The organism is Nonomuraea sp. NPDC052265, assembly GCF_044547985.1.
Classification (GTDB): Bacteria; Actinomycetota; Actinomycetes; order Streptosporangiales; family Streptosporangiaceae; genus Nonomuraea.
The window spans coordinates 65,173-84,892 of record NZ_JBIUBJ010000026.1 but is presented as its reverse complement, the minus strand read 5'-3'; the positions used below and the strand labels follow the sequence as shown (position 1 = coordinate 84,892).

Annotated in this window: 18 protein-coding genes and 1 tRNA gene; 6 read left to right on the top strand and 13 right to left on the bottom strand. The window is 66.9% G+C overall.

The genetic code is table 11. The features are described 5' to 3' along the window. Positions 1 to 50: 50 nt before the first annotated feature. From ACIHAD_RS42910 to ACIHAD_RS42900, 3 genes are all read right to left on the bottom strand, one after another. The gene (locus ACIHAD_RS42910; RefSeq protein WP_397360587.1) at positions 51 to 893 is read right to left on the bottom strand and encodes a DUF5710 domain-containing protein; all 843 of its coding nucleotides are present in this window, start codon (positions 891 to 893) and stop codon (positions 51 to 53) included. 59 nt (positions 894 to 952) lie between these two features. Beyond that, the gene (locus tag ACIHAD_RS42905; protein ID WP_397360586.1) at positions 953 to 1,393 is read right to left on the bottom strand and encodes an endonuclease domain-containing protein; all 441 of its coding nucleotides are present in this window, start codon (positions 1,391 to 1,393) and stop codon (positions 953 to 955) included. Between the two features lie 520 nt (positions 1,394 to 1,913). Further along, on the bottom strand, positions 1,914 to 2,135 hold the full coding sequence (locus ACIHAD_RS42900; protein ID WP_397360575.1) for a hypothetical protein: 222 nt from the start codon (positions 2,133 to 2,135) through the stop codon (positions 1,914 to 1,916). Between the two features lie 146 nt (positions 2,136 to 2,281). Here ACIHAD_RS42900 and ACIHAD_RS42895 point away from each other — a divergent pair, with 146 nt between their 5' ends. The 5 genes from ACIHAD_RS42895 to ACIHAD_RS42875 all read left to right on the top strand — a co-directional run bounded on the left by ACIHAD_RS42895 (position 2,282) and on the right by ACIHAD_RS42875 (position 5,498). Beyond that, entirely contained in the window at positions 2,282 to 2,428 is a 147-nt protein-coding gene (locus ACIHAD_RS42895; protein ID WP_397360574.1) for a hypothetical protein, read from the top strand. Between the two features lie 397 nt (positions 2,429 to 2,825). Further along, entirely contained in the window at positions 2,826 to 2,960 is a 135-nt protein-coding gene (locus ACIHAD_RS42890) for a hypothetical protein (protein WP_397360573.1), read from the top strand. Continuing rightward, the gene (locus tag ACIHAD_RS42885; protein ID WP_397360572.1) at positions 2,961 to 3,311 is read left to right on the top strand and encodes a hypothetical protein; all 351 of its coding nucleotides are present in this window, start codon (positions 2,961 to 2,963) and stop codon (positions 3,309 to 3,311) included. Between the two features lie 43 nt (positions 3,312 to 3,354). Further along, positions 3,355 to 4,494, top strand: a complete 1,140-nt coding sequence (locus ACIHAD_RS42880; protein ID WP_397360571.1) for a DUF6183 family protein — start codon at positions 3,355 to 3,357, stop codon at positions 4,492 to 4,494. 527 nt (positions 4,495 to 5,021) lie between these two features. Then, positions 5,022 to 5,498: a hypothetical protein gene (locus tag ACIHAD_RS42875; protein WP_397360570.1), complete on the top strand. Its 477-nt coding sequence runs from the start codon at positions 5,022 to 5,024 to the stop codon at positions 5,496 to 5,498. Between the two features lie 1,141 nt (positions 5,499 to 6,639). Here the strand turns inward: ACIHAD_RS42875 and ACIHAD_RS42870 are convergent. The 7 genes from ACIHAD_RS42870 to ACIHAD_RS42840 all read right to left on the bottom strand — a co-directional run bounded on the left by ACIHAD_RS42870 (position 6,640) and on the right by ACIHAD_RS42840 (position 15,069). Beyond that, on the bottom strand, positions 6,640 to 6,837 hold the full coding sequence (locus tag ACIHAD_RS42870; RefSeq protein ID WP_397360569.1) for a hypothetical protein: 198 nt from the start codon (positions 6,835 to 6,837) through the stop codon (positions 6,640 to 6,642). Next, positions 6,825 to 7,649 carry a hypothetical protein gene (locus ACIHAD_RS42865; protein ID WP_397360568.1) on the bottom strand — a complete coding sequence of 275 codons (825 nt, stop codon included), beginning with the start codon at positions 7,647 to 7,649 and terminating at the stop codon, positions 6,825 to 6,827. Before ACIHAD_RS42865 ends, ACIHAD_RS42870 begins: the two co-directional genes overlap by 13 nt. Positions 7,650 to 7,726: 77 nt before the next feature. After that, positions 7,727 to 9,208: an ABC transporter substrate-binding protein gene (locus tag ACIHAD_RS42860; protein ID WP_397360567.1), complete on the bottom strand. Its 1,482-nt coding sequence runs from the start codon at positions 9,206 to 9,208 to the stop codon at positions 7,727 to 7,729. 44 nt (positions 9,209 to 9,252) lie between these two features. Then, entirely contained in the window at positions 9,253 to 11,295 is a 2,043-nt protein-coding gene (locus ACIHAD_RS42855; RefSeq protein ID WP_397360566.1) for a hypothetical protein, read from the bottom strand. Positions 11,296 to 11,666: 371 nt separating this feature from the next. Further along, positions 11,667 to 13,250 (bottom strand): ABC-F family ATP-binding cassette domain-containing protein, encoded by a 1,584-nt coding sequence (locus ACIHAD_RS42850; protein WP_397360565.1) that lies wholly within the window; start codon positions 13,248 to 13,250, stop codon positions 11,667 to 11,669. 614 nt (positions 13,251 to 13,864) lie between these two features. Beyond that, complete coding sequence (locus tag ACIHAD_RS42845; RefSeq protein WP_397360564.1) at positions 13,865 to 14,398, bottom strand: hypothetical protein; 534 nt, start codon at positions 14,396 to 14,398, stop codon at positions 13,865 to 13,867. Between the two features lie 598 nt (positions 14,399 to 14,996). Beyond that, positions 14,997 to 15,069: transfer RNA gene (locus ACIHAD_RS42840), tRNA-Arg, on the bottom strand. Positions 15,070 to 16,773: 1,704 nt separating this feature from the next. Here ACIHAD_RS42840 and ACIHAD_RS42835 point away from each other — a divergent pair. Then, positions 16,774 to 17,796 carry a D-alanyl-D-alanine carboxypeptidase family protein gene (locus ACIHAD_RS42835; protein WP_397360563.1) on the top strand — a complete coding sequence of 341 codons (1,023 nt, stop codon included), beginning with the start codon at positions 16,774 to 16,776 and terminating at the stop codon, positions 17,794 to 17,796. Here ACIHAD_RS42835 and mscL read toward each other — a convergent pair. The 3 genes from mscL to ACIHAD_RS42820 are packed head-to-tail and all read right to left on the bottom strand — an operon-like array spanning position 17,793 to position 19,612. Continuing rightward, the gene (gene mscL / locus ACIHAD_RS42830; RefSeq protein WP_397360562.1) at positions 17,793 to 18,191 is read right to left on the bottom strand and encodes a large conductance mechanosensitive channel protein MscL; all 399 of its coding nucleotides are present in this window, start codon (positions 18,189 to 18,191) and stop codon (positions 17,793 to 17,795) included. The genes ACIHAD_RS42835 and mscL overlap by 4 nt on opposite strands. Before the next feature lie 33 nt (positions 18,192 to 18,224). Next, positions 18,225 to 18,806: a flagellar biosynthesis protein FlgA gene (locus tag ACIHAD_RS42825; RefSeq protein ID WP_397360561.1), complete on the bottom strand. Its 582-nt coding sequence runs from the start codon at positions 18,804 to 18,806 to the stop codon at positions 18,225 to 18,227. Beyond that, entirely contained in the window at positions 18,803 to 19,612 is an 810-nt protein-coding gene (locus tag ACIHAD_RS42820) for an S-methyl-5'-thioadenosine phosphorylase (protein ID WP_397360560.1), read from the bottom strand. Before ACIHAD_RS42820 ends, ACIHAD_RS42825 begins: the two co-directional genes overlap by 4 nt. Between the last annotated feature and the right edge of the window lie 108 nt (positions 19,613 to 19,720).

Sequence of the window (19,720 nt, the reverse complement as noted above, 5' to 3'; positions counted from 1 at the left end):
GGGCACGCCCCGCGGCATCAACGTCAGCTCTCAGGGTTGGCGCGGCAGGCTCAGCGAGAGTCTCGTGGGTCTGCCAGCCAGCGCTGCAGCCATCCAGGCAGCCACTGGGGTCCCTGCACGGAGCTGGCGGGAGAGGCTTGCTTCTCAGGAGGTTCGTGGCGTGGACGGGCTGGGGCGGGAGGCGGAGACAAGTTCGTGGTCCGGGGTGGGACCTGCTGCACCTCGCTCAGGCGTCGCTGTGCTTCGGCAGCGCGGTTGGTCCGCTCGGGAGGCGGCGTGAGGGTGACGCCTGCGTCGGTGAGGATGCTCAGGTCGAGGGCCCAGTGTCGGGTCGAACGTGATCGCCACAGAGAGAATGCTGCGTTGATGTGGGCACTGGCTTGGCCGGCGGTCATCCCGGTGACTGCTCGCAGGTGGGCGGTGGCTTGGTCGGCCCTGCCTTTGATCTGGGCCAGGCCCATGTGGGTGGCGGTGTGGCAGTCCGTGCACAAGCAGATCAGCCGCTTGAGCGTCTGTGTGTGGGTGGCATCGTCGTAATGCCAGCGCTCGTGGGCCTCCAGCCACCGCTGGACCGTGCGGTCTTCACCTCGACCGCACACCTCGCAGCGGTGCCCGGCTCGGTTCGTGATCATGCGCCGTAGTCGCTCCCAGTCGCGCTGGTCCACGCAGGAGCGGACGTTGGTGAACCAGCACGAGGAGGGCACCAGGTCGACGAAGAGTCCCGCGCCGAAGCTGCGGTCTTCGCCGGGGAGCAAGTCGGGCACGTCGGGTTGGGCGGCCCATCGTTGTAGGGCGGTGATGCCCGGACGGGCGGCGTACCACCGCTTGGCGGCTGGGTCCCAACGGGCGCCAGCGGCTTTGGCCTGGTCCTTTTCGGCGTATGGGACGTCCAGCCAGATGCGTGGGGGGAGTCATTGGCGGTCTCCATTCCGGGATGGCGCGGCGATTGGGTTCAGGGCGTTCGGTCGGAAGTCTTCTCGTTGTTGTGCGGGCGACTGGAATCGGGTGAAGGTCGGATCGCAGATCGCACGCGTGTGGGCTGGCGGCTGGTTGCAGCTCGTGGGTAGACCAGATCGAGATGTGCGGCGGGTGGGTTATTGAGGTAGTCGCCCCAGGCGCAGCCTGAGGAGTGGGGGCAGGTTTCCAGCCAGGTGTTGCAGTGGCGACAGACCAGTCCACGGACTTGGAAATTGTCGGGGTTGTGCTCGACGAACACGCCGGTCGCGCTTCGGCACACGTGACAGTCAGGGCCAAGGATCTCGATCAGGGTCCTGATGATCGGGCCGAGGACGGGCCCTTGGAAGGGAGGCCATCGTCCATCGTCTTGGCGTACCGGGCACCGCTCGCGCCGCCTGACGAGAGCGGGGTCGGCCTCGGAGCCGAGGGGAAGCACAGCCCATCGCACGATCCTGCCGCCGGGGTGGCCCTCCTCCGGCCCGGCGCCGGGGGGCGGGTTGACCCGGTAGCGCTGCCCGTCTGCGCTCCACCATTTGCACCATTGCTCGTGCGGCAAGGCCGAAGGCGGTGGCTTCTTCCGTCCTCGCCACGCCTGGGCGCAGAGATATCGCGTGTCAAGATGCAGGTGGTAGCGGCCGTCGTCGCCGAGCACTGCGATCGACGAGGTGGCCGCGACGAGTGCGGTGGGGACTCGGCAAGGCTGAGTCGCTCGCGCAGCGACCAACGCTGCCAGGGCCGCGGGGTCGTCGGTGCTAGCCTCCCAGGCCAGTCTTCGCAGCAGTGCGTCGCGACGATGCTCGGGGAAGTCAAGAGCCCCCAGCCAGGCGATCACGAGGCTGCCCCCCGGGCGCTGAGTTCGTGAGCACTTTTAGGCCGGCTGGCGCGTAGCTGCGGCAGGTCGGGGATGTGGTTGTAGAGGGTGCCGACCAAGACGCCCAGCAGATTGGCGATCGATGTCACGGAGCGTCCGGGGTCAGGCAGTAGGAGCCGTGGATCGGGAAGGATGCCTGGAACGCCAGGCGCGCGTCGGCTTGGTCACCTATACGGGAGAGGATCTCGTCAAGCGCGATGAACTCCTCCCACGCCGCTCGGCCGGTTGCCTCGGACAGCCGGGTCACGATGTGATCCTCCAGGTCCGGAACGCGCTTGTTCTTCCAGATCTTGTCGGCAAGGCTCACCAGGAGGTCTTCCAGGCCGATATCCGATCGGGTCCACGATGCGTGCGTCGCGGAGAAGCGGGCGAGCTCCGGGCTGACGCCGCGTCAAGCAGAAGAGCCTGCCCCACCTCCTCAGGCGCCGATCCGGGACTGGAAAGCTCGGAGACATGGACAGCTTTCCCTATGTCGTGTGTCGCGGCCCCAAAGAGCGCCGCCTCGCGGTCGAAGAACAAGTCGGGGTAGCGCTGCTCCACCCAGTCGACCAGCTGGCGCGCGACATCGTGGACGGCCCGCAGGTGGGCCACCAGTCGTAGCGGGCTTCCTAGGTCGGACAGAAGCTCCGCAATGTGATTTGGCAGAGGGAGCAGAGGCGAGTCGACGGTGCTTCTCACGGCCCTCGACAAGGCGGCGTCAGTCGTCACTGCTTCAGGGTATTGCCGCGCCTCCTCTTGTGTCCGGTAGAGGAATCTCAATCGGACACCCGCACGTGCGCAATCGAGATCACCCAAGCACAGCCCGACATGCCACCTCCGCGTCTCAGATAGGTGGTCGGCGAAGCCGTCCAGTGGCGGGGGCTACGCGGCACGGTTGGCGGGCGGGAGAACTCGTCGGCTACGCCACATGCTCGAACGTCGCCCAAGACCTCACCGCCCAGCGCGAGATTCTCGTTTCCTTGGAGTCTCCGACGACCGCATCTACCTCGACAAGGGTTTGACCGGAACCAACGCGGCCCTGGCCGCCGTCCGGTCCGGCGGCACGTTGGTGGAGCCCAAGCTCGACCGGCTCGCCAGTTCCGTTTCCGATGCCCGGGCCATCGGCGACATCCTGGTCGCCCGCGGGGTGTGAGTGAGCGGCAGCGTCTACGGCCCCGCCGGCCCGATGTCGAAGATGTTCTTCAACATGCTGGCGGTCTTCGCCGAATTCGAGGCCGGCCTGCTGAAGATGGTGCATCCGCGAGGGCATGGCGATCGCCCACTTCCGCAGCCGACTTTAGGGCCGGGCACCCAAGCCGGGCGCGCGGCAGCAGATCCAACTGGTGCGAATGCATGGCACCGCGACTACACCATCGCCGAGCTGATGCAGGTGTTCTCGGTCGCTCGTGCCACCGTTTGCCGTGTCCTCGAACGCGCCGCCGTCAGCCCAACTGCCAGAGTTGAGAGACCTCTGGATCAAGCTCCAGAAATCCCGAATTACTGAGAAGCGCGCAGGTCCTGATCAAGTAACCCCGTAGGCTCTGATCATGGTGGAGAAGGTTCAGGAGATCGTCGCGTTCTTACCGGATTTGAACGATGTGAACGGCGTCCGTGACATGGCCGAGCAGCGTCTGGCGGAAGGTGATGCCGCGTTCGTCGCGGATCTCGGGATCGCGTTGTTCAGGGCGTACGGGTCGGCGGATCGGCCGATCTGGCAGTACAGGAGTGTCTTTGACTCCGTATTTCGTCTCCTGACCGTCGCCGCCGATGCAGAGCATCTTGGACACGCCCTGCGTCTGCTCGGGGCCGTCGCTTCCGATGACCGCAAGATGGCGCGCTATGCCGCGTCGCTCTTGGCCTCAAGCCGGTCGGCGACCGACCTGGCGCGTGCCTTCGCTGGAGGCCAAGTGCACGCCGGAGGGTTGGAAGAGCTCCGCGCCTGTCTCGTACACGAGCTGGTAGTGCGCGGAGAACCCATCAGCGACCTGCCGGGGATCGCGCCATGGACGACAGCTCCGCACTGGAGATATCACCCCTTGGGCTGGTTGCCGCTGCACCGCTCCTCGATCGAGCAGAGTCCCGGCCTTCCCAGCTACAGCGCCCACGGTTCCAGCTACCCCCTACCGTTCGGGTCCTCTGACGCTGAAGCCGGCCCCGCCCCTGCAGGGGACGGCAGAACCACCTCGGCGGTGGAGACCACCACACCATCAGCTGCCGCAGAAATAGCGAGAGCCGTCGAGAACTGGGCCGAGGAATCCAACGGCCGGATCGAGGCACGCACCTTCGCGCTCAGCGCTGCCGGCGGGTCGATGGCGGAAATCCTGTCCGTGCTGAGCTTGGACTGCCTTGCCGCGAAGGGGCGGCGGTCGGCGCCATCGGCCTCCACATGCGCTCCCTCACGGGTTTGGCAGGTCCTCTTCGCCGCAGCCTCCACCGGAGGCGCCTACAACCACGGTCTCTACGGTGCATATGGGCGCCTGGAGGCGTGGAAATCGATGGCGGGACTCTCCGGAGCACCGCAGACCGCCACCTTCGCCGACGTTGAGCATCACGTCCACGACCACCGATGGTTCACATTCTCCGCAACGACGAAGTGGTTCGAGCAGGTCGCCTGGGACATCGCCATCGCGGCTCTGTCACCTGACGGCCTAAGCCTCGCCGTGCTGGCGGCTACCGACACCGACTGATCAATCGACAGAAGATTCCCGCCAGCAGGGAAGCCACAAGAACGACAACCCGATGGCCTACTTCCGGGACGCTCGATGGCCGCTTGGTCACCTGCATCGACGCCCTGATCGGCATCACCTCCGATGGCTGGCCAAGCAATGTTCCCGACCATTTCACAGCCCGAGGCCAGGCGTTGGCACGATCAACGGCTGTGGTCGTCTCATGCCCGGGGGTGGTCGTAGCCGGTTACCGACGGCCCGAATAGCCCAGAGGTCCTGACCTCGAAAAACGCCTCCAAGATCATTCCACATATGCCCCCTGACTATGATTTACAGCCGCATGCGGACACCGTTGACTGCCCATCAAGGCAAGCTCTCCACGCGCTCACGTCAGCAGTCGGATGACAGAGCCTCGGACACCATCCTGATCTCCGTCCAGTTTTCCCGAACGAAGGCTGGCTACGGCACGGGTTCGATACTGTTCAAATACTTTGTCTTGGCAACCGCAGGGGGGTGTGATGCAACCGCGAAGCGCGGGCGAGATGGGCATGAAGTTTCCCTACAGACTCCGCACGATGTGTTATATCGAGGTCAGCAACGCCGGGGAAGTCACGCACGGGACAGACGGGGGCACCTACCAACGCGTACATAGCGGAGAGTCTCGACTGTTTGCCGTTTGGCCAGGCGAGTGGTCGAGCCATCTGTTCGCCATCGACGACCTTGATCAATATGCGCGAGCCCTCGGCCTCGTCCACGACGAGAAGCGCACAGGGCTGGCCGATCACGAACATCAGGTGCGCTGGGCTACTAGCCAATTCGAGAACAAACCGCAGGGTGCCTATATCAATATCGATCTCTGGCTCGATTGTGGATGCAATATCCGTGATCTCGCCGTCTTCGCGAAGCAAATGAGGGAACAGAAGGGCTGGGAAATCGCGACCAGTCGCGGATGGGGCAGCAGCGGAACCGACGATAAGGGCTATACCTACTCGATACGCGCACGCCGGACCAGTCTCACTCAATAGAGCGAGAACGCGGCGTCGGGGAGGCTGGGGTGCTGGGATGCGGCTCGCACGCCGGATGAGGCCTTCTCCAGTGAAGGGCCTAGTAACTTCTCTTCTCCAGCCCCTCTACACGCTTGTATCCGCTTACTGCTGTAAGCAGGGCTCAGCATCCATCAAGCCGTGTGCCTCGCATGCAATCGCCATGGTGGGGCTGAGGCAGATGCAAGGGCCCCCCTCCAGTAGGAGGGGGGCCAGCATGCTCAGGGGGCGTCACCTCCTGCAGGAGGCGGCTCTTCTTCCTGCTGAGGCTTGGAGGACTGCCCCAATGTCTCTTCATCTTCCGACTGATCAGAAGCGTCGAGCTCAACTGGTGATGTTTGGCTCCATCGGACTGAGATTCTCAACAAACCAAAGCGGATTTCCCCTTCGGGTATGCCGTACTTGTGGATCGCTGTAAGAAACGAGCGAATCGCCAGGACTGCAAGGAGGCATATACCTAGGAAGATAATCGCGCTGAGAGGGCCCAAGCCCGAGAGCCAGGCTCCCGGATTTGTGCCCATGGCTTGTTATCTCAGCCCAGCATGTTAGGGCTAAGCATTCACTCCCTCTCGCTAGGCGTGACCGTTGGAGGTTGGCGCCCGCCTTCTCTTCGCGCGACCCGTGATCCTCAAGGGGCTTCGCTTGCAGGCGATATGATCGTTGGTGCTCTATTCTTCGAGGCTTCTACTCGTTGAGGCTCGTACTCGTGGAGGCCCTGCATGCGAATATTCTACTCTTCGGTCTTCTGCTCTTCGGCGCTCTCTCCAGTCACGAAGTTGGTTTTGTGTCTTTCAAGCGACTAGGTGATAATCAATTTCTCGGAAGGGCGCGCAAGTTAACTCTCCTAGGCTTTATGGAACAGTGTCCGGTATAAGCCACTTGAGTCTTTGCTGTCCTTAGAGCTTGGCAGGCCGATCAGTCCACACCTTCCTGCCGCCTTCCCCCGCATTTCAGCGGGCCACGTCCTACTTGCCCTCAAGAGGCGTTCGGGAGTCTGTCCGGACGGTAGCTGAGCTACTTTCGGACTTCCTCGAAGGGGAGGCTACATCAGCTTCGGATCGCTTGGGAGAGGCGAGCGAGTCGGCTGACGTCTGACTCATTGTCCCGTCGCTGACCCTCAACCTCAGTAGAGCGAAGGCAGTGCGCGGGCGACCATATCGTTGAAGCGGTCGAGCAACGGCTCGAGTTTCCTGCCGTGCGGTTCTGCTTCGTCGAGGCTATTGGCCCAGATGGAGTCCTCTGCCGTCTTCTCGAGATTCGTGGCCAGCCTGCGAATCTCTTCGTTGAAGAACCGAGCGTGCGACGACTTCAGCAGCAGCAAGGCAGCGGACTACCCACTGTGGTAGGTATCACCCTCTGCCGGGACAGCCACTGTTCGGCGCCGGGGAAGTGCCCGCGGGTCGGGTCGGTCACCGTTACCATGTCGGCGAGGTTGGGCAGATTGAGTAGGACGTGCGTGGCGGTGATGGTGAAACGCGAGACCCTGACGTTCAGTACGTCGTCAGGGGCGTGGTCGCGGACGTGTCGAACGGTCAGTCCAGGGCCCGGGCTGCCCGCACGCAGGAGGCTGACGCGGGTGGCTGGGTGGCGTCCGGCCAGTGCGCCGATGCCGACGTTGAGGATGTGGCCGGGATTCATCAAATCGTCACTGAGAACGAGATGGACGTCGATCCCACCCGTACCCATGACGCGAAGCAAGGTCAGCGGGCCGGCAGGGGCGTCGGCGACTCTGGCGCGGTCGAGAATGCGGATGCTGCGGCGTAAGACATGGATCTCAAGGCCGGCCCACAGGCCGGCCTTGAACAGGTCGATGCCGTCGGTGAACGGGCGTAGCCACGTGGAGCACACGGTCAACGCCATAGCCAGGGTAAGAAGCACGCGGTCGGTCAGTTGGAGGGGCATGGTGGGGATGAGTCCGCCGGTCTGCTCCTTGCCCCAGGCGTCGAGTCGGAGTTGGTCCGCGGCTGGGTCTGAGGTGAGTTCGCCGTACATGCCTGCGGGAAGCGCGACGACGCCCAGCTCGCTGGAGGCCGTACCGCAGACGAAGTCGCGATGGTAGCCCGCTGTGGCGTTCGCCGCCGACGGGGTGTCCAGAGTTGACGGCTCTGTCTCTCTTTCGGTGGTGACCCTCACATGGCCTGGTCGCAGCCCGCTGGGCTCTGGCGGCCACGGTTGTCCCCGGAGCGGAGACTCGTACTCGGCGCCTGAAATCAGCCGCGCGTCGGCTCGACCGCGCTGTGACACGGATGGTCCTGAGCTCGACGCGGATCGCTCAGCACCTCGGGCGGGGCCCCTTGGCGGAACCGCAGGACGGGCAGTGCCAGCCCCAGCCGGTTGCCGGTCCTGGAATCGAACATGACAGGCCCGCTCGCCCCCGACACCGCCGTGTTGGGCAGCGCGAACAGGGGAAGGATTCCGCTCACGCTGCCGGGGGTGACCTCGTCCCTGCCCGAGGCGCCGGCCGCCCGCCGCACCGCCTGCGCGGCGGCGAGCACCGAGTCGTGCGCCATGATCCCCCACCCGGTGCCGAGGTCCTGCTCGTCGAACTTCAGCTTGCGGTACGTCTCCAGCAGCAGTTGGTACGACCGGTTCTCCGCGCACCCGAGCAGTAACGGCTCGGCCAGTGGCACATACGTCATCGAGATCGACTCGAAGGTGCCTTCGGGGAACTGCTCGGCCCTCAACCGCACCGCGTCGGAGCCGGTCACGATGTCGACCGGTCCCAGGCACGCGCCGCTCTCCCGCAGCGAGCTGACGAAGGCGTGCAGGTCGCTGCCCCGCCCGGCATAGAAGATCACGTCCGGTGGCCGGGCGCAGAGGTTGCTCATGATGATCTGCCACTGGTTGCCCGGCGGGTCGCCGAACGGATAATCGACGTTGCCGCCCGCGTCCCACTGCTTCTTCATGTGCAGCTTGAACTCGGCCGCCAGCGAGTCGGCGTACAGGTCACCAGGCTTGGCGGAGTGAATGAGGGCCGCGGTGCGCCATCCCTTCCCGCCGGCGGTGCCGATGTACTGGGCCAGCAGGCTGACCTGCTCGCTCACGCGTGGGTTCACCCGGACGAAGCCGGGCACCGTGGTCCGGTCGATGGTGTCGGAGGTGACGGCGTCACTGACCATGGCCAGGTTCTCGGTGGCCAGTAGCTTGAGCGACGCCAAGGTTGACGCGGTGCTACGCCCCAGCCCGGCCACCGCGACCAGCCGGTCGTCGGAGTTCACCATGGCCAGCAGTTCCTCGGTCGTTCGTTGCCAGCTGCTCTCCATGCTGTCGGTATTGGCCAGCACCAGCTTGATCAGTGGGGTTTGGCCGACGACCAGACCGTGGTTGGCCCGGTACTGGGCCGCCACGGCGCCTTCGAGTTGGTGCACCACCCGTGGCTCCGGCTGGGTCAGCGGGCCGAGGAAGGCGATGGTGTAGTAGCTGCCGGGCCCGCCCTTCGTGGCGAAGGCGTTCTCCGCGGCCATCGCCTTCGCGATCGCGGCGAAGCGCGGCTCGAACGCGTACGTGCCGCTGACGCCGACGCATTCCGCCCGCTCCTGCCCGCCCACGTTCACCGAGACGCGGTGGACGTCGTAGGGCTCGCAGTAGAGCATGTTCAGCACGATCCGGGTGGACGGTATGCCGATGGCCGCGACCACCAGCAGCACGCCCGCGACGGAGAGCCCCCTCCGCGTCCACCGCCCGAGGCGCATCCACCCATGGCGCAGCCTCCCCCAGAGGCGACGTAGCCGCGAGATCATGATTCCTCCCCTGCCGGAATGGTCAGATCAGGAGCCTGGTGCCAGTCGCGCAGCCGCTCCGGCCACGTCCTGCGCACGCTGTCGAAAACGGACTGGGCCCGTCCCCTCCGGTGTCCGACCAGGAGCAACAGTTGCAGCGCGATACGGTGGATGCGCTCTTCGTCCGGTACGGACAGCGGGGCCGACTGCCACCACAGGTCCCGTACGAGCACGTCGATGGCGTGGTGGACGTCCTTCCCGGTGCTCAGACAGCCGGGGCACGGCTCTTCGGCCGCGGGTCTGCCCAGCAGGCTCATCGGCGGCCGCGGGGCGGCGCAGATGATGTTCAATGCCTCCAGCCAGGAGTCGGCATCCATGTCGTCGAGCAACTGGTGCATGGCCCGGCTGATGGTCGCGACATCGCCAAGGGCGAGCGTGTGGTGCAGGTACTCCATCTTGCTCGCCGACCTGGCGAACCCCTCAGGGGCGTAGAAGGAACGCAACTCCTCGTGCAGGGCGGTCCAGGTCTTCTCGTCGGTGCGCAGTTGGTGGAGGAGTAGGGTGCGCAGGGCCCGATGGCGGACGAAAGGGCCCTTCAGCCTGGACCAGTGCGGTTGCGACCAGAAGTTGTCGCGCAGATGGCGCTTGGTGTCCTGGAAGCGTAGTCCGTCGAGGTCATCCGGGGGATGGCGGACGCTGAGGTGCTCGGCGGCCGCCTCGTCCAGGGCCGGCGCGTAGAAGATCAGGCGCCGCCGGGCACGGCGGTCCGGCAGCAGCTCTTCGAGCAGGCGCGTGCACGTGGTGTCGGAGCGGCCCTCCTGAACGCGGACGTCGAGCAGTCCCTCCAGCTTGAGCCCGTCCTTCGAGGCCGAGGCGCGCGCCGCGGCCTGGGCGAGCGCGTCGGCCATACGGGCGTTCCCACCGCTGATCCGCTCGATCAGCCGGGCCGGGCGGTCGTCGCGCTGAAATCCACGCAGCATGGCCTGGATGTCGTTGAACGTCAAGGGAGCGAGCCGGAACCGGACGAGCCAGCCCTGAGGATTGGGCGCCGGCTCCTCCCACGTCAGAGCAGGCGGTGCGATACCGAGCTCAGGAGCGTCGCTGGTGCGTCCGACCGAGGCAGCGAGCACGACCATCCGCCCCGGCCGGCCCTGCTCCGCGGCCGTGCACTGGGCACGTAGCAGGAGGTCCACGAAGGTTTTGCCCAACGGGGTGTGCGCGTTGTCGAGCAACATCAGCGGGCGGGGCGCACCGTCCCTCTCACGCCACCATCCGTAATGGGCGGCCACGTCGTCGAGCAGCGCCGCAGCCAGGTGCTCTTCGGCTTCCTTCCGGTACTGCCCACGAGCGCGGAAGTTCATCGCCAGCGAGCACAACTGGTCCAGCCCATCACCATGAGCGCCAACCGTCCGCCGCCCCCACCAGTCGAGGACGTCCCGGCGCACGCCGCGCGTGAACAACGCCTCTCCCACGACCTCGACGAGTGCCTTGACCACGCCGTCCAGCGGGGCCGGCACGCCCGCGCCGGCGGCCACGGCGGCGGTCACCTGCGTCAGCAGCGTCGCGGCGAACGCCGGCCCCTTTCTGGGCTGGATGATGGCGTTCTGCAGCCGGTCCCTGGCCGTCGCGAGTTCCCCCGGAGAGGTGGTCGTCCAGGCGGTGACGGCCAGCAGCCCGTACATCAGCCGGGGAAATTCCAGCCTGGCGCCGAAGCGTTTTACGTGCATGCCAAGTTCGTGTTTCACGAAATAGAACAGGTCCGTGACCGGGGACGCGTTCGGAACGGGTTGCAGCGTATAGGCGCCAAGCCCCGGCCTGCCGAAGTCGGGTCTGTCCAGGTCGACGTAGACCACGGGCAGACTCTGGCTGTAACCGGCCTCCAGGGCCTTCAGGACCGCGGTCTTCCCAACTCCCCGCTCGCCGGCGATCTCGATGTATGGCGCGCGGAGGGGGAAGCGGAACGACGTGTGCTCGCCGTTCAATTTGAGGCCGACGAGAGCAGGCACGAGCTCATCGGTAATGCCATTTCGTCCATGGATTGTCGCCATGTCCTCATCCACCGATGCGAATCTCCACAGCTGCTGGTGCAGACACCCTAGTGCAGTGAGTGGAGGTTGGCGCGGGCGAACGTGGTGAAAGTGAATCGGCGCGACACCTATCGCCACCTAGCCATTCAATGACATCGGACAGGTGACGTCTTTCCTCGGCCGTGGAGGCTCGCCCGGCCAAGCCCGGCGTGGGCTCGTACGGAGTGGATGGCCCGTCCTGTGGCGGCGTCGTACAGCGTCCACCACAGGTCGCATGAGGAGACACAATATGCGGCACCCACAGGAAACCGCCGCCCCGCCCGGTCGTGTACGGGCGGGACGGCGCCTTCACAGCCGAGGTGCCCAGGATGGCGATCGAAACCGTGACCGAGGAGCCGGCGTGATCAGGCCAGGGCGATCAAATCGGCGTAGCCGTCGTTCCACAGGTCTTCGACCCCGTCGGGCAGCAGCAGCACTCGGTCCGGCCGAAGCGCTGCGACGGCCTCCTGGTCGTGCGTGACCATCACCACGGCGCCCCGGTACGCGGTCACTGCAGCCAGCACTTCGGCCTTGGAGGCCGGGTCGAGGTTGTTGGTCGGCTCGTCCAGCAGCAGTACGTTGGCCTGGGAGCTGACCAGCCCGGCCAGCGCCAGCCGGGTCTTCTCCCCACCCGACAGCACCCGGACGGGCTTGTCCACGTCGTCGCCGCTGAACAAGAACGACCCCAGCACCGTCCGGGCCTCGCCGTCGCTCAGGTGCGGGGCGGCGCCGGCCAGGTGCTGTCCGACCGTGTGCGCTGGGTCGAGCGTGTCGTGCTCCTGGGCGAAGTAGCCCAGCCGCAGCCCGTGCCCGTGCACGACCCGTCCCGAGTCGGGCCGCTCGTACCCGGCCAGCAGCCTGAGCAGCGTGGTCTTGCCCGCGCCGTTGAGCCCCAGGACCACGAGCCGGCTGCCCCGGTCGACGGCCAGGTCCACCCCCGCCAGCACCGGCCGCCCGCCGTACGACTTGGCCAGGCTGATCGCGCCGAGTGGCGTGCGGCCGCTGGGCGCGGGCTCGGGCAGCCGGATGCGGGCGACCTTCTCGGCGACGCGGGGCGGGGGAGTCTCGGCGAGCATGCGGTCCGCGCGCCGGGCCATGTCCCTGGCCCGGGTCGCAGTGGCCACGTTGGAGCGCATGCGGCCGGCCTGGGCATGAAGCGCTGCGGCCTTGCGCTCTGCGGTGAACCGCAGGCGCGTCCTGCGACGGTCGTCGGCCTCGCGGTCGGCGAGGTAGGCGTGCCAGCCGGTGTTGCGCGTCTCCAGGGCGCCATGCTCAACGTGCCAGACGCGGTTGACCACGTCGGCCAGCAGTCCGGTGTCATGGGTGATGAGGACCAGGCCTCCGGAATGCCCGGCCAGGAAAGAGCGCAGCCAGGCTATGGAGTCGCCGTCGAGATGGTTCGTCGGCTCGTCGAGCAGCAGGACGCCGGGCTCGGCGAACAGCACCCGGGCAAGTTCCACGCGGCGGCGCTGCCCGCCTGACAAGTCGCCCACCGGCCGGTTCAGCACCCGGTCGGGTAGGCCGAGCCCGGCGGCGACGCGGGCGGCCTCGCCCTCAGCCGCATACCCGCCGCGGGCCTGGAACTCGGCCTCAACCCGGACGTAGCGGGCCATGGCCCGCTCGTCGCCGCGCTCGGCCAGGTCGGACTCGGCGGCCCGCAGGTCGCGGGCCGCCTGGTCGAGGCCGCGGACGGACAGGACACGGTCGAGGACGGTGACGGCCGGGTCGGCGGCGGCCGGGTCCTGCGGCAGGTAGTCGACGGGGCCGGTACGGACGATCTCGCCGGCCGCAGGCGGCAGCACTCCGGCAAGGGTCTTCAAGAGGGTCGTTTTGCCGGCGCCGTTACGGCCGACCAGGCCGACGCGGTCGCCGGGGGCGACGTGAGCGGTGACGCCGGACAGCAGGAGATGGGCGCCCGCACGGACGTCGACGCCACGTAGGGTAAGCATGGAACTGCACTCCGGATTTGCTAGAGGACACACGGGTGGCGTGGAACCGGGTGTCCTGGCTAGGAAATTCGGGGCACAGACATGAGGCCGAGTGTAAGGACAGGCCGTCATGGTCCGCCATCCATTTACCGGCCGCTCACCCTGCCGGCCGCTCGCGGCCCTGGTCAAGGCGCCCCGATCCGGCGTAGGGCTCGAATGCTCGATTCATACGGTGACCTGCAGTTCTTGGCACATTGCGCCTGCCGAAGACGTCATCCACGCAGCTCAAGCGGCATGTGAGTATTCGTGGAGGACTCCGCCGAGCCGGTCTCGTCGGCGTACCTTCAGGTCGACGATTCTAACTGGATCGGTGGTCCTGGGGTGAGGCCGTTGAAGGCGTACGGGTTGCGCCTGCCGGACAGATCCCGTGAGCGCTTCTTCGCCGCGCTCGGTCGGCGTCGCGCCGGCGCGGCAGGGCGAGGCAGACCCGCGGTTTGCAACGGCAAGGCAGCCGTGGAACGGCTGCTCGGCCGGTTCGCCGACGTTCCCACCGTCGCTGGCTTCCGTCCCGGCAGATCAGCGCCCCGGCTGAGGTGCACCGTTACCGATCAAGGAGATCAACTGGAGGCCGATCTCTAGTTGGGTTGCGTGCACCGGTCCAGCCGATGTCGCGCGAAATTCGGATGAGCTTCGCCGATATCGATGCTGTTCTCATCAAGAGCGTTGGCGATGTGGAAACGACCGGTGTCGAAGATGAACTCCACAGCGAGGGTGCCGTCCGCCAGGTCGTGACGTGATGATGGCCGCCACTCAAGCAGAGCAACCTCGTGGAGTTCCTGGCCGACGAACGGCTGGAGGCGCTCGTCGGTGTCGGACCAGGCTGGCGTCTGCTCAAGGTATTCCCAGCCGCTGATCGCGGCCGTGGTGTCGATGGTGTTCCAGCCGATCGATAGCTCATCGAGCTTCCAGTGGCAGATCTCCGCCTGGATGCCGTCGAAGTGCAGGACGACGGGGCAGTCGGCGAACCAGTCCCCGTCCTCGACGAAGCGCACGAGCGCGAACCCCGTCAGACGCCGGCCACCAAGCGCGGCCAGGCCAGGTCCATGTTCCTCGCAGATGGCTTCGAGCCCGACGAGAAAGGTTGGCTCGAAGCCGGAGATGCCCATCACGGTAGCGATTGTTCAGGTTCATCACGGAACCAGCCAGTCGATATCTGCCGACAAGCCGTGGGCCAGCATGGCCCGGCTTGGCATCAGAGTCCACAGATGACGCGAGCGGTTGACGCGCCCTTCGACCGAGCCGGAGCTAAGGGAGAGCCAGACCTGTCGGGGCAGCGTCGAGATTGCGGTGAGTTTCCTCTGGCGAGCGAGGAGCGTTTGGTGTTCACGCCGTAGGAGTGAACACCGTGGCTCTCATATGGGCTGGTCGCAGCCCGCTGGGCTCTGGTGGCCACGGTTGTCCCCGGCGTGGGGACGCGTGCTCGGCGAGTGAGCGTGCACGTCCAGTAAGGGTTAGGCAGGTATTTGGCACGATCATCCGTGGCGTTGGTCCAGTGTCCGGGCGGTTGTAGCGGGTACCGGAGGTTGAGATGGCGGCAAATTGGGGCCTGAGCTGGGGAAACGCCTTCAAGATCATCCCGAGCATATCCCCTGATCACGGTCTTACGGCTGCACGCGGACACCGTCGACTGCCTATCAAGGTCCGCAAACAAAAGACCTGCGGTTGTGAAACCGCAGGTCAGTGGCTATAAATACCGATCTAGGTGAGTGCCCCCGGCAGGATTCGAACCTGCGGCACCCGCTTTAGGAGAGCGGTGCTCTATCCCCTGAGCTACGGAGGCGGACTCTCGTAAGCCTAGCGAAAGTTGGACAGTGCGTGGGCCTCCGGGCCGGGGTGAGTTTGGTGACGTTGGTTATGGGTGCTCTGAGCTGCGGTAAAGGCATGACAAGCGGTCAGATTCTTGCGCTTCGTGCGTGGATAGCGTCTGTCTGTGACCACGAGGCGATCCACGCAAGCTCGTAGGCGGCCCGTTGTGTTGTTCGGGGCGTTGCTGGCTCCTGCGATTCTTGCCGGCGGGCTGCTGGCGGGGGAGATGCGGGGGTTTGAGGGGGTTGGTGGGCCGGTGGGGATGGCGGAGCGGCGGGCGGTGCGGTTGGCGTTCGAGCCCGTGTGGATGCCCGCGCCGGCGCATCCCGATCGGCGGTACCAAGGGGTGATTCCGGCTCCTGTGCGGAAGGTTTCTGAGGCGTCTGGGGCCGTGGAGGTACGGTCCGCGGTGCCGGAGCCTGCGCCTGATCCGGTGGTCGAGGAGGAGCCGTACGGGCCTGCGCCTTCGCAGCCTTCGCCCGGGTGTGCGGGGGAGTGGGAGGACACCTGGCTGTGGGACATGTGCCGGGAGCGTGAGCAGGAGGCGGCGCAGAATGCCCGCTATAGCTGGCTGTCGGGGTTGTGATGGTGGCGGTGGGCGGGGGATGGGCTGGGTGTGCTCGTGGTGGGCGACGTCGCCTAGTCGGCCGACGGGCCACTCCCACGACATGGGTCCTCTGTCACAGCGCCTCGGGGGTGGGAGAGGCCGGTGTTGGTTGAAGTCGGATCTTCCCTGTCGGGAGGCTCTGTCGGGTGGGACGTCGGGTGACGGCTTCGGCGGCTCTTGATGGCAGTTCTGCGTGCTGATGCAAGGCGGGCGTGGAGCCTAGGGGTTGGGTGGGGGCGTGACGGCTGGCGGCGGTGCGCATCTGGCGGGGAGGGACGGCGGGCCAGGTGGCACAGCGTCGGGGCCTACCCGCCGCGTGAGACGGACGGCCGAGGCTTCAGCGGTCAGGAAACGGGGGGCCACGGCGTCTGCGGCCGGGGAAGCGGACGGTGGCGGTTCTGTGGCCAAGGAAGCGGCCGGTGGTGATGCCGGGGAAGCGCTGGCGGTAGGGGAGCGGTCACCGTATCTCCCCGCATGACACCCGAGCCGTCGGAGAGTTCAGGTGTGGTGGGTGGTTCCGCGCCGGCGGGGAGTCGCGCGTCCTCGCGACAAAGGGGACGCCGGAGGCTCATGGAGGGACGAGGAAAGGTCGCACGACGGGAGGAGTCGGCTCAAGGGAGCAGGGTGGGCGTGCGGGCGAGGTCGTCCCGCCGTGGCCGACCTGCAAGCGCCGCTGGCCGCGTCGACGGGACGGGCCGGGCGAAGGCAGGTCAGGAGGATTGCGGCTGATGCAAATGTCCAGTACGCGCACCTCGCCGAAGCGCCCGCGCAGGCAGCCCCAGATTGCGCAGTAAGGCTGGATCTCGGGCCCTGAAGGAGAAACCACCCCAAAGTGGTCACGGGAGGCGCAGGGCTCGATGGGGAGTCGAGCGTAGAGGGGCGATGTTGCTGGTGGGGAGGGGGAGCCGTACATAGTGCGCTTTTTGTCTCATAGCAGCTCTTCGGAGTTCGGTCCGGACACTCGGGGGGCTGTAGTAACGTGCGTGCCTGACCCGGGTAACGAGTGTGCAAACGGAGGAGTCGAACGTGCCATCCCCTCGATCAGCGGGTCTGATCGCGGTCGTCATGGCGATGGCTTCTCTCTTCGTGCCATCAGCGGCGCAGGCGCGGACCCAGGTGGAGCGACGGGATCCGAGCAATCTGGCGGAGCTGCGCAAGGAGGCCGAGCGGTCGGCCAAGGAGCTTGAGGACGCCACCAAGGCCCTGGAGAAGCGGCGTGCCACGATCGCGGCCTCCGAGAAGGAGCTCAAGACCAAGCTGGACGGCCTGCAGGAACTGGAGCGTAAGCTCACGGTGGTCCGGCAGCCGGTCTCGCAGCTGGCGGAGCTGCTCTACGAGCAGCCCATCGGGGCGGACGGCGTGGTGCCGTTCCTGTCGGGGGACGCCGGGGTCGGCACCTTGCGGGCGCTCTCGGACGCCAACCAGATGGTGGCGGTACGGCAGCAGGCCGTGGAGCAGACCAGCACCCTCTACAAGGAGGCCGAACGGCTGGCCGCCGAGGCCCAGGAGCTGCGGGCGGGAAACCTGCTGGCCGAGGCCCAGATGGCGGCCGAGATCGACACGCTCAGGCAGCGTTCGGACAAGATCGTCAAGTCGCTCACGGCGGCGCTGGTGAAGCTCGGCATCAAGATTGACAAGGTCGGACGGGCGGCGCTGGGCTGCAACCCCCTCCAGGCCGCTACGGCCAACAACTTCCCCAACGGGCTCATCCCCAAGAGCATGCTCTGTCCGCTGCAGCAGAAGGGGTTCAGTCTGCGGGCGGACGCCACGATCGCCTTCGTCAGCCTCAACGAGGCCTACCGGAGGCGGTTCGGCAAGGCGATCTGCGTGACGGACGCCTACCGGAGCCTGGCCGAGCAGCAGTCCGTCTACTACCGGCGGCCGGGGTTCGCGGCCGTGCCGGGGCGGAGCAACCACGGTCTTGGGCTGGCTGTGGACCTGTGCGGTGGGGTGGAGCGGTTCCGGTCCACGGAGTTCGTGTGGATGGAGAAGAACTCCAAGAGGTACGGGTGGTTCCATCCCGCCTGGGCCTACAGCAGCCCGTTCGAGCCGTGGCACTGGGAGTACGACCCGAAGATCGACTCGCAGCTCTAGGCGGGCACGACCTCGGTGCTGCAGAAGGCGCAGCGGGAGGCGGCCTTCGGGATCTCCGACAGGCATTCGGGGCAGTCGCGGGTCTTCGCCTCGATCCGGGCCGCGGCGCGCTCCTTGAAATGCGTGTACGGCTTGACCACCAGGAAGTAGATCACCGCCGCGATCATCAGGAACGAGATCACCGCGTTGAGGAACTTGCCGTACATGAAGTTGGACTCGCCGACGGTGACCTTCAGCGACGAGAAGTCGGGCAGGCCGCCGAAGGCCGAGATCAGCGGGGTAAGGAGATCGGCGACGAACGACTGCACGATCGAGTTGAAGGCCGCCCCGATGACCACCGCGACGGCCAGGTCGAGGACGTTGCCCTGCATGAGGAACTTTCTGAATCCGTTCATGGCCGAGAAGCGTAGCCGAACGATTACCCAGCGTTAAGTTTTGAAGGTTATCGACAGGCGGCCCGAGATCTGGGCGCCCGCCAGCTGCGCCGCCTGGTCCGGAGTGGCCGCCAGGACCACCAGCGCGCCACCCGTACGGGAATCGTCGGCGGGCGGCGGGATGGTGATCACCCGGACGTCGTCGGCGATGAGCTGGGCCGGCCGGCCGCCCTCCCAGGCCGCCAGGACGCCGATGGTGGAGCCGGGGGAGATGAGGGCGACGGCGTCGGGGTCGGCGATGCGCACCGGGGCCGCCACCGTGCCCGGCGGGAGCGGCACGGGATGGAGCAGGCGGGCGTCGGTCAGGGGCTCGCCCCGGCGCATGGGCCCGGCGAGGTAGCGGCCCGCCGCGTACGAGCGGACGGCTCCGTCGGGCGGACGGGCGAGCGGCGCCGGACGGAGATCGCCCGGACGCAGCAGGCCGGGGCCGAGGTTGCGGGCGGCCACGAGGACCTCGGGACCCGCGGCGGGACGGAGGGCGACATAAGCTGACAGGACGCCGAGCGCGGCCAGCGCCGCCGCGATCAGCCGGCGACGCCGGGCCCAGGGCCGCAACCAGGCGGGCTGCCTGCTCACGGCAGCTCGAAGGGCAGCTTGATGCCGTCGAGGGCCGAGCCGCAGGGGCACGTGCGGTCGACGGGCAGGGCCTGGACGGTCTCGGCGATGAGCGTGCGCATGCGGGTGACGTTGCGGGCGAAGAACTCCAGCACCTCGTCGTGGGTCACGCCCTGACCGGCCTCGACCCCGGCGTCATGGTCGGTCACCAGGGAGAGGGAGGTGTAGCACAGGGCCAGCTCGCGGGCCAGCACCGACTCGGGGAAGCCGGTCATGCCCACGATCGACCAGCCGTTGGCCGCGAACCACCGGGACTCGGCCCGGCTGGAGAAACGGGGACCCTCGATGACCACCAGCGTGCCGCCGTCGACGACGTCGCCCCAGCCGGTGGAGCGGGCCGTGGCCACGGCGGCGGCCCTGCCGGACGGGCAGTAGGGGTCGGCGAAGGAGACGTGGACGGCCCCCGAGGCGTCGTAATAGGTCTGCGGCCTGCCCGAGGTGCGGTCGACGATCTGGTCGGGCACGACGATGGCGCCCGGGCCGTACTCCACCTTGAGCGAACCGACGGCGCTGGGGGCGAGCACCTGGGTCACGCCGAGCGAGCGCAGCGCCCACAGGTTGGCGCGGTAGGGGATGCGGTGGGGCGGGAAACGATGATCGCGGCCGTGCCGGGGGATGAACGCCACCGAACGCGAGCCGATGCGGCCGACCGTGACGACGTCGCTGGGCGGCCCGTAGGGGGTGGAGAGCTCGATCTCCTCGGCGTCGTCGAGGAGGGAGTAGAAGCCCGAGCCGCCGAGGACGCCGATGTCTGCGCGAGTGACCATGGCGCCGAGGTTAGCCGGACGGCCGAGGGCCCCGGGAACGCCGAACGTGGTTCTGTGGATAACTCGAATGCGGAGCGTACGCACACCAGTACGAAGAGTAGGATCGCC

Bases quoted from the DNA above. Each gene is read 5' to 3' on its own strand.
- ACIHAD_RS42835 (WP_397360563.1), top strand. From the start codon at position 16,774: ATGGCTTCTCTCTTCGTGCCATCAGCGGCGCAGGCGCGGACCCAGGTG.
- ACIHAD_RS42895 (WP_397360574.1), top strand. From the start codon at position 2,282: ATGGACAGCTTTCCCTATGTCGTGTGTCGCGGCCCCAAAGAGCGCCGC.
- ACIHAD_RS42875 (WP_397360570.1), top strand. From the start codon at position 5,022: ATGAAGTTTCCCTACAGACTCCGCACGATGTGTTATATCGAGGTCAGC.
- ACIHAD_RS42820 (WP_397360560.1), bottom strand. From the start codon at position 19,612: ATGGTCACTCGCGCAGACATCGGCGTCCTCGGCGGCTCGGGCTTCTAC.
- ACIHAD_RS42880 (WP_397360571.1), top strand. From the start codon at position 3,355: ATGGTGGAGAAGGTTCAGGAGATCGTCGCGTTCTTACCGGATTTGAAC.
- ACIHAD_RS42860 (WP_397360567.1), bottom strand. From the start codon at position 9,208: ATGCGCCTCGGGCGGTGGACGCGGAGGGGGCTCTCCGTCGCGGGCGTG.
- mscL (WP_397360562.1), bottom strand. From the start codon at position 18,191: ATGAACGGATTCAGAAAGTTCCTCATGCAGGGCAACGTCCTCGACCTG.
- ACIHAD_RS42850 (WP_397360565.1), bottom strand. From the start codon at position 13,250: ATGCTTACCCTACGTGGCGTCGACGTCCGTGCGGGCGCCCATCTCCTG.